Source organism: Streptomyces sp. NPDC000983, from assembly GCF_040299205.1.
GTDB lineage: Bacteria > Actinomycetota > Actinomycetes > Streptomycetales > Streptomycetaceae > Streptomyces.
The window spans coordinates 19,808-27,075 of the sequence record NZ_JBEPBM010000060.1 but is presented as its reverse complement, the minus strand read 5'-3'; the positions used below and the strand labels follow the sequence as shown (position 1 = coordinate 27,075).

The 7,268-nt window shown below is 71.9% G+C and carries 6 protein-coding genes; 2 read left to right on the top strand and 4 right to left on the bottom strand.

Going from position 1 to position 7,268, the window contains the following annotated elements; all coding sequences use genetic code 11:
* Positions 1-968 (top strand): sulfate adenylyltransferase subunit 1 (locus ABT296_RS35745; RefSeq protein ID WP_351933812.1); only part of this gene is annotated, 968 nt, incomplete at its 5' end.
* A 13-nt stretch (positions 969-981) separates the two neighbouring features.
* Here the strand turns inward: ABT296_RS35745 and ABT296_RS35740 are convergent.
* Together ABT296_RS35740 and ABT296_RS35735 are read right to left on the bottom strand one after the other, a co-directional pair.
* Positions 982-3,252, bottom strand: coding sequence for a bifunctional salicylyl-CoA 5-hydroxylase/oxidoreductase (locus ABT296_RS35740; protein WP_351933810.1), 2,271 nt, complete (start codon positions 3,250-3,252; stop codon positions 982-984).
* A 2-nt stretch (positions 3,253-3,254) separates the two neighbouring features.
* On the bottom strand, positions 3,255-4,082 hold the full coding sequence (locus ABT296_RS35735) for an enoyl-CoA hydratase family protein (protein WP_351933808.1): 828 nt from the start codon (positions 4,080-4,082) through the stop codon (positions 3,255-3,257).
* A 298-nt stretch (positions 4,083-4,380) separates the two neighbouring features.
* On the opposite strand from ABT296_RS35735, the gene ABT296_RS35730 reads away from it, so the two are divergent.
* On the top strand, positions 4,381-4,836 hold the full coding sequence (locus ABT296_RS35730; RefSeq protein ID WP_351933806.1) for an ATP-binding protein: 456 nt from the start codon (positions 4,381-4,383) through the stop codon (positions 4,834-4,836).
* A gap of 77 nt (positions 4,837-4,913) precedes the next feature.
* On the opposite strand, the gene argF is transcribed toward ABT296_RS35730, so the two are convergent.
* Entirely contained in the window at positions 4,914-5,936 is a 1,023-nt protein-coding gene (gene argF, locus ABT296_RS35725; RefSeq protein WP_351933804.1) for an ornithine carbamoyltransferase, read from the bottom strand.
* Positions 5,937-5,996: 60 nt separating this feature from the next.
* Entirely contained in the window at positions 5,997-7,220 is a 1,224-nt protein-coding gene (locus ABT296_RS35720) for an arginine deiminase (protein ID WP_351933802.1), read from the bottom strand.
* Between the last annotated feature and the right edge of the window lie 48 nt (positions 7,221-7,268).

Below are 7,268 nucleotides of genomic sequence, written 5' to 3'. Positions count from 1 at the left end.
TCGCCACCCCCCGACGCCGCTTCATCCTCGCCGACACCCCCGGCCACGTTCAGTACACCCGCAACATGGTCACCGGCGCCTCCACCGCCGAACTGGCGATCATCCTCATCGACGCCCGCAACGGCGTCGTCGAACAGACCCGCAGGCATGCCGCCGTGGCCGGGCTGCTGCGGGTGCCGCAGGTGGTCCTGGCCGTCAACAAGATGGACCTGGTCGGCTACGAGGAAGCCGTGTTCGAGCGGATCGTGGAGGAGTTCGCTGCTCACGCGGCCGAGTTGGGGCTGCCCGGGTTCACCCCGATCCCGGTCTCGGCGCTCGCCGGTGACAACGTGGTGGAGCGTTCCGCGGCCATGGACTGGTACCGGGGTCCGGCGCTGCTGGAGTTCCTGGAGCAGGTCCCGGTCGGCGTCGAGGCGGCGGACGCGCCGGCCCGCTTCCCGGTGCAGTACGTCCTCCGGGACGGGGAAGTCCGCTACTACGCGGGCCAGTTGGTGTCGGGGACGCTGCGGGTCGGCGACCGGGTCACCGTGCATCCGTCCGGGGAGACCTCGGAGATCACCGGGATCGACGTGCTCGGCTCGGCCCGGGAGGCGGCGTTCGCACCGCAGTCGGTCAGTGTGCGGCTGAAGGACCAACGGGACGTCTCGCGCGGCGACATGCTCACCGCGGGGGTCGACGTGCCCGCGCTGACCCGGGAGGTCAGGGCCGCGGTCTGCCATCTCGCCGACCGGCCGCTGCGGGTCGGCGACCGGGTCCTCGTCCGGCACACCACGCGCACCGTGAAGGCGATCGTCCAGGACCTCGGCGGCGCGGCCGAACTCACCGTGAACGACCTGGGCCGGATCGTGCTGCGCACCGCTGAGCCGCTCGCCCTGGACGACTACGCGGTGTCGCGGCGCACGGGCGCGTTCATCGTCATCGACCCGGCGGACGGCGCCACGCTGACCGCGGGTATGGTCGCCCTGTAGACGGCGTGCGCCCTCAAGTCCCGAGCGTCAGGCGGGGCTTGGGGGCGTCCGTGCGTCCGGTGCGCGGCGGCCTGCGGCCCGCGAGGTAGGGGTCGGGCCAGACGGCTCCGGGGCCCTCGTAGGACTGCTCCGCCGCCGCGTGCAGGGTCCAGTGCGGGTCGTACAGGTGCGGGCGGGCCAGCGCGCACAGATCCGTACGGCCCGCCAGGATCAGGGAGTTGACGTCGTCCCAGGAGGAGATCGCGCCGACCGCGACGACCGGGACGCCGACGCTGTTGCGGATGCGGTCGGCGTAGGGGGTCTGGTAGGAGCGGCCGTACTCCGGGCTCTCCTCGGCCACGACCTGCCCGGTGGACACGTCGATGGCGTCGGCGCCGTGCGCGGCGAAGGCGCGGGCGATCTCGACGGCGTCCTCCACGCCGGTGCCGCCCTCGGCCCAGTCGGTGGCGGAGATCCGGACGGTCATGGGCCGTTCGGCGGGCCAGACCTCGCGTACGGCGTCGAAGACCTCCAGCGGGAAGCGCAGCCGGTTGCCGAGATCGCCGCCGTAGGCGTCGGTGCGGCGGTTGGTGAGCGGGGAGAGGAAGCCGGAGAGCAGGTAGCCGTGCGCGCAGTGCAGTTCGAGCAGGTCGAAGCCGGCCCGGTCGGCGCGCCGGGCGGCCGCGGTGAACTGGTCGCGGACGGTGGCCAGTTCGGCGTGGGTCAGCTCGCGCGGGACCTGGCTGTCCGGCCGGTACGGGATCGGGGAGGCGGCCACGAGCGGCCAGTTGCCGTCGGGCAGCGGCTCGTCGATGCCCTCCCACATCAGCCTGGTCGAGCCCTTGCGCCCGCTGTGGCCGAGCTGCACGCCGATCGCCGTGCCGGGTGCCCTGGTGTGCACGAAGTCGGTGATCCGGCGCCAGCCCTCGGCCTGTCCGGCGGTGTACAGGCCGGTGCAGCCGGGGGTGATCCGGCCCTCGGCGCTGACGCAGACCATCTCGGTCATCACCAGTCCGGCTCCACCCAGGGCCCTTGCGCCCAGGTGGACGAGGTGGAAGTCGTCGGGGACGCCGTCGACGGCGGAGTACTGGTCCATCGGTGAGACGACGACGCGGTTGCGCAGGGTGAGACCGCGCAGGCGGAACGGGGTGAACATGGGGGGCGTGCCGGGCGGGCAGCCGAACTCCCGTTCCACCGCCTCGGTGAAGTGCGCGTCGCGCAGCCGCAGGTTGTCGTGGGTGACCCGGCGGCTGCGGGTGAGCAGGTTGAACGCGAACTGCCGGGGCGGCTGGTCGAGATGGAGGGCGATGTCCTCGAACCACTCCAGGCTGGCCCGGGCGGCGCGCTGGGTGGAGGCGACGACGGGTCTGCGTTCCTCCTCGTAGGCGGTGAGCGCGTCACGGAGGTCGGGTTGTTCGGTCAGGCAGGCGGCGAGCGCGAGGGCGTCCTCGACGGCGAGCTTGGTGCCGGAGCCGATGGAGAAGTGGGCGGTGTGGGCGGCGTCGCCCAGCAGCACGGTGTTCCCGTGCGACCAGCGGGAGTTGACCACCGTTCGGAACGTCGTCCAGGCGGAGTTGTCGGAGCGCAGGGGGTGTCCGCGCAGGGCGGCCGAGAAGATCTTGGCGCAGCGTTCGACGGATTCCCGGACGTCGAGTTCGTCGTAGCCGGCCGCCCGCCAGACCTCCTCGCGCATCTCGACGATGACGGTGGAGGCGTCGGGCGCGTAGGGGTAGCCGTGCAGTTGCATGACGCCGTGCCCGGTCTCGGCGATGTCGAAGCGGAAGGCGTCGAAGGCGAAGTCGGTGGCGAGCCAGATGTAGCGGCAGCGGTGGGTGGTGATCCGCGGGCGGAACACCTGGGCGTAGGTGTCGCGGGTGCCGCTGTGCACTCCGTCGGCGGCGATGACCAGGTCGTGCGCCTCGGCCAGGCGTGCGGGGTGCGGGGCCGCGGAGTTGAAGCGGAGTTCGACGCCGAGGGTGCGGCAGCGGTCGTGCAGGATGCGCAGCAGTTGTTTGCGGCCCAGTGCGGCGAAGCCGTGCCCGGTGGAGATCTGGTGCTGGTCGCGGTGGACGATGTCGATGTCGTCCCAGCGGGTGAAGTGCGCGCGCAGGGCCGCGTACACCTCGGGGTCGGCGTGTTCGATGCCGCCGAGGGTCTCGTCGGAGAGGACGACGCCGAAGCCGAAGGTGTCGTCGGGGGCGTTGCGCTCCCAGACGGTGATCTCCCGGCCGGGGTCGAGGCGTTTGAGCAGGACGGCCGCGTAGAGGCCGCCGGGGCCGCCGCCGACGACCGCGATGCGTGCCATGGTCAGCGCCCCTTCCACTTGGGGGGCCGCTTCTCCTTGAACGCCTTGTGGAACTCGGCGTAGTCCTCGCCCGTCATCAGCAGGGCCTGGGTCGCCGCGTCCATCTCCACCGCCGCCGCCAGGGGCATGTCCAGTTCCGCCGTCAGCAGCGCCTTGGTCTGTGCGTACGCCAGGGCGGGTCCCTCGGCGAGCCGGTGGGCGAGGGCGCGGGCGGCCTCGTCGGCGTGGCCGGCGTCGGCGAGCTGGCTGATCAGGCCGATCCGCTCGGCCTCCTCGGCGTGGACGGCCTCGCCCAGCATCAGCAGCCGGGTGGCGTGGCCGAGGCCGACGACCCTGGGCAGCAGGTACGCCGCCCCCATGTCGCCGCCGGAGAGTCCGACCCGGGTGAAGAGGAACGCGAAGCGGGCCGTGGGGTCGGCGACCCGGAAGTCGGACGCCAGGGCGAGGACCGCGCCGGCGCCCGCCGCCACCCCGTGGACGGCGGCGACCACCGGGAAGGGGCACTCCCGGATCGCCCGTACGACCTGGCCGGTCATCCGGTTGAAGTCCAGCAGTTCGGCGGTGTCCATGGCGAACGTCTCGCCGATGATCTCGTCCACGTCGCCGCCGGAGCAGAAGCCGCGGCCCTCGCCGCCCAGCACCAGGGCGCGCACCGCGCGTTCCCGGGACAGCTCGGCGAGCAGGTCGCGCAGGTCGGCGTAGGCGCCGAAGGTGAGCGCGTTGAGCTTCTCCGGGCGGTCGAGGGTGACGGTGGCGACACCGTCGGCGCGGTCCACCCGCAGGTGCCGCCAGCGTTCGGTGCGGGCGGCGGAGCCGGTGAAGGGACTCATGGGGTGCGGCCTCCTCGGGCGGACTGCGGCGGCGCTGTCTCACTGAGGTCTACCCGACGAAGTTATCACCGATCCATGACTGTCGTCAGGATGGCGCGATACGGCAGGGGTGGGGACACCGGAGTGTCACGGCTCGTCCACACCCGGGTAACGGTGGGACCGGTCGGGCGAGGCGGGCCGTTCAGCCGGGTAGGCCGCTCGCCACGGGGCCGAGCACGGTCCCGGACGGCGGCCGCCGGGCGGCTTCGCAGGGTGGCGCCGTACCATTCATGAGATCGAGAGCAGGATCGCCTGCTTGATGAACGGATCAGCCGTGCACGAACGCCTCCCCTCCTCCGCCTCCTGGCGCGTCGCACTGCCGCACACCACCGCGGCGGTGCCGGTCGCGCGCGCCCTGGTCCGCACCGCCCTGGCCGAGCTGGAGCACTCCGCCGACAGCGACACGGCGGAGCTGCTGACGGCGGAGCTGGTGGCGAACGCCGTGGAGCACACCACCGCGGGCGAGGGGCCGATAGAGCTGGTGGTGGAGTTGCTGCCGGGGGGCTGCCGGGTCGAGGTGCACGACCCGGACCCGGCGCCGCCGGGCAGCCTCACCCAGCCGGACTCCGGGGAGCCGGACCCCTGGCAGGAGCACGGGCGGGGGCTGCTGCTGATCCGTGCGCTCAGTTCGTCGTGCGGGCACCGGCCGACGCCGTCGGGCAAGGCGGTCTGGTTCCGGCTGCCGACGGTGCCGCGGCAGCGGCGGCCCGTCTAGGCGTGTTGGGCCCGCTCGGGCGCCTTCGGCCCGCTGGGGCCGCTCGGGCCCACCGGGCCCGCTCGGGCTTCCGCGGCTCAGGCCGCGGCGCGGCCCAGGGTCGCGACCAGGACCGCCTTGATGGTGTGCATACGGTTCTCGGCCTCGTCGAAGACCACCGAGTGCGCCGACTCGAAGACCTCGTCGGTCACCTCCAGGGAGTCCAGGCCGTGCGCCTCGAAGATCTCGCGGCCCACCTTGGTGCCCAGGTCGTGGAAGGCCGGCAGGCAGTGCAGGAACTTCACGTCGGGGTTGCCGGTGGCGCGCAGGACGTCCATGGTCACCGCGTAGGGGGCCAGCGCCTTGATCCGCTCGTCCCAGACCTCCTTGGGCTCGCCCATGGAGACCCACACGTCGGTGGCGACGAAGTCGGCGCCCCGCACACCCTCCGCCACCGACTCGGTGAGGGTGATCGCGGCGCCGCTGTCCTCGGCGAGCCGGCGCGCCTCGGCGACGACCTCCTCGCCCGGCCAGTACGCCTTCGGCGCGACGATCCGTACGTCCAGGCCGAGCAGCGCGCCGGTGACCAGGTAGGAGTTGCCCATGTTGAAGCGGGCGTCGCCGAGGTAGGCGAAGGAGATGCCGTCGTCCAGGGTCTTCGGGGTGTGCTCCAGCATGGTCAGGACGTCGGCGAGCATCTGCGTGGGGTGCCAGTCGTCGGTGAGCCCGTTGTAGACCGGCACCCCCGCGTACGCGGCCAGCTCCTCGACCTTCTCCTGACTGTCCCCCCGGTACTCGATGGCGTCGAACATCCGCCCGAGCACCCGGGCGGTGTCCTTGACCGACTCCTTGTGCCCCATCTGCGACCCCGACGGGTCCAGGTACGTCGTCGAGGCGCCCTGGTCGGCGGCGGCGACCTCGAAGGCGCAGCGGGTGCGGGTGGACGTCTTCTCGAAGATCAGTGCGATGTTGCGGCCACGCAGGTACTGGAGTTCGATCCCGGCCTTCTTCGCGGCCTTCAGCTCGGCGGCCAGCTCGATCAGGCCGCGGAACTCCGCCGCCGTGAAGTCCAGCTCCTTGAGGAAGTGGCGGCCGGCGAGGGCGGTCGGGACTGTCGCCATGGGGGCGCTCCAGGGATACGTGAACAATGACCCTGGAACTCTATACGATGTTCCACATTTCTATACAGGCCCGCGTTCGACCGGACAGCTCATGCAGCGCGGCCCTCCCCTGCCCCGGCCCAGCTCGCTCCCGGGGATCTCGATGACCTCGATGCCCTGCTTGCGCAGATGGGTGTTGGTGGTGGCGTTGCGCTCGTAGGCCACGACGACGCCGGGCTCGACCGCGAGGACGTTGCAGCCGTCGTCCCACTGCTCGCGCGCGGCCGCGTGGACGTCCTGGGTGGCGGTCAGCACCCGGATCTCGCTGAGGCCGAGCGCGGCGGCGATCGCGCGGTGCATGTGCTCCGGCGGATGGTCGGTGACCTTCAGCTCCTTGCCGTCGACGCCGGGCTCGATGGTGTACGAGCGGAGCATGCCGAGGCCGGCGTACTGGGTGAAGGTGTCGCCGTCGACCATGGTCATCACGGTGTCGAGGTGCATGAACGCGCGCCGCTTGGGCATGTCGAGCGCCACGATCGTCTCGGCGGAGCCCGCGGCGAACAGCTTGTGCGCGAGCATCTCGACGGCCTGGGGGGTGGTGCGCTCGCTCATGCCGATCAGTACGGCGCCGTTGCCGATCACCAGGACGTCGCCGCCCTCGATGGTCGACGGGTAGTCGGCCTGGCCCTCGGACCAGACGTGGAACGTCTCGTCCCGGAAGAGGGGATGGTGCCGGTAGATCGCCTCGAAGTGCACGGTCTCCCGCTGGCGGGCGGGCCAGCGCATGGCGTTGACGGAGACGCCGTCGTAGATCCAGGCGGAGGTGTCGCGGGTGAAGAGGTGGTTGGGCAGGGGGGCGAGGAGGAAGTCGTCGAGCTCCATGGCGTGGAAGCGCACGGAGACCGGCTCCGGGTGCGCGTCCAGGTACTCGCGCTTGGTCATGCCGCCGACCAGTGCCGAGACCAGTTCGGGGGCGGGCAGGTCCTCGAAGGCGGCGCGCAGGTGGTCGGTGGCGAGGACGCCGTACTCCTTCTCGTCGAAGACGCGGTCCAGGACGAGGGTGCGGGCCGCCGGGATCGCCAGGGCCTCGGTGAGCAGGTCGCCGAAGAGGTGGACGGTGACCCCTCGGTCGCGCAGGACGTCCGCGAAGCCGTCGTGCTCGGCGCGCGCCCGGCGCACCCAGAGCACGTCGTCGAAGAGGAGCGCGTCCTTGTTACCAGGGGTGAGCCTTTTGAGCTCAAGATCCGGCCGGTGCAGGATGACGCGGCTGAGCCGCCCGGCCTCGGAGTCGACATGGAATCCCATGTCTCCATCCTGACCAACGGCGGCCGTGTTCACCCGCGCCTCGGCCGT

Coding starts and splice junctions, on each gene's coding strand:
- ABT296_RS35740 (WP_351933810.1), bottom strand. CDS start 3,252: ATGGCACGCATCGCGGTCGTCGGCGGCGGCCCCGGCGGCCTCTACGCG.
- ABT296_RS35735 (WP_351933808.1), bottom strand. CDS start 4,082: ATGAGTCCCTTCACCGGCTCCGCCGCCCGCACCGAACGCTGGCGGCAC.
- ABT296_RS35730 (WP_351933806.1), top strand. CDS start 4,381: ATGAACGGATCAGCCGTGCACGAACGCCTCCCCTCCTCCGCCTCCTGG.
- argF (WP_351933804.1), bottom strand. CDS start 5,936: ATGGCGACAGTCCCGACCGCCCTCGCCGGCCGCCACTTCCTCAAGGAG.
- ABT296_RS35720 (WP_351933802.1), bottom strand. CDS start 7,220: ATGGGATTCCATGTCGACTCCGAGGCCGGGCGGCTCAGCCGCGTCATC.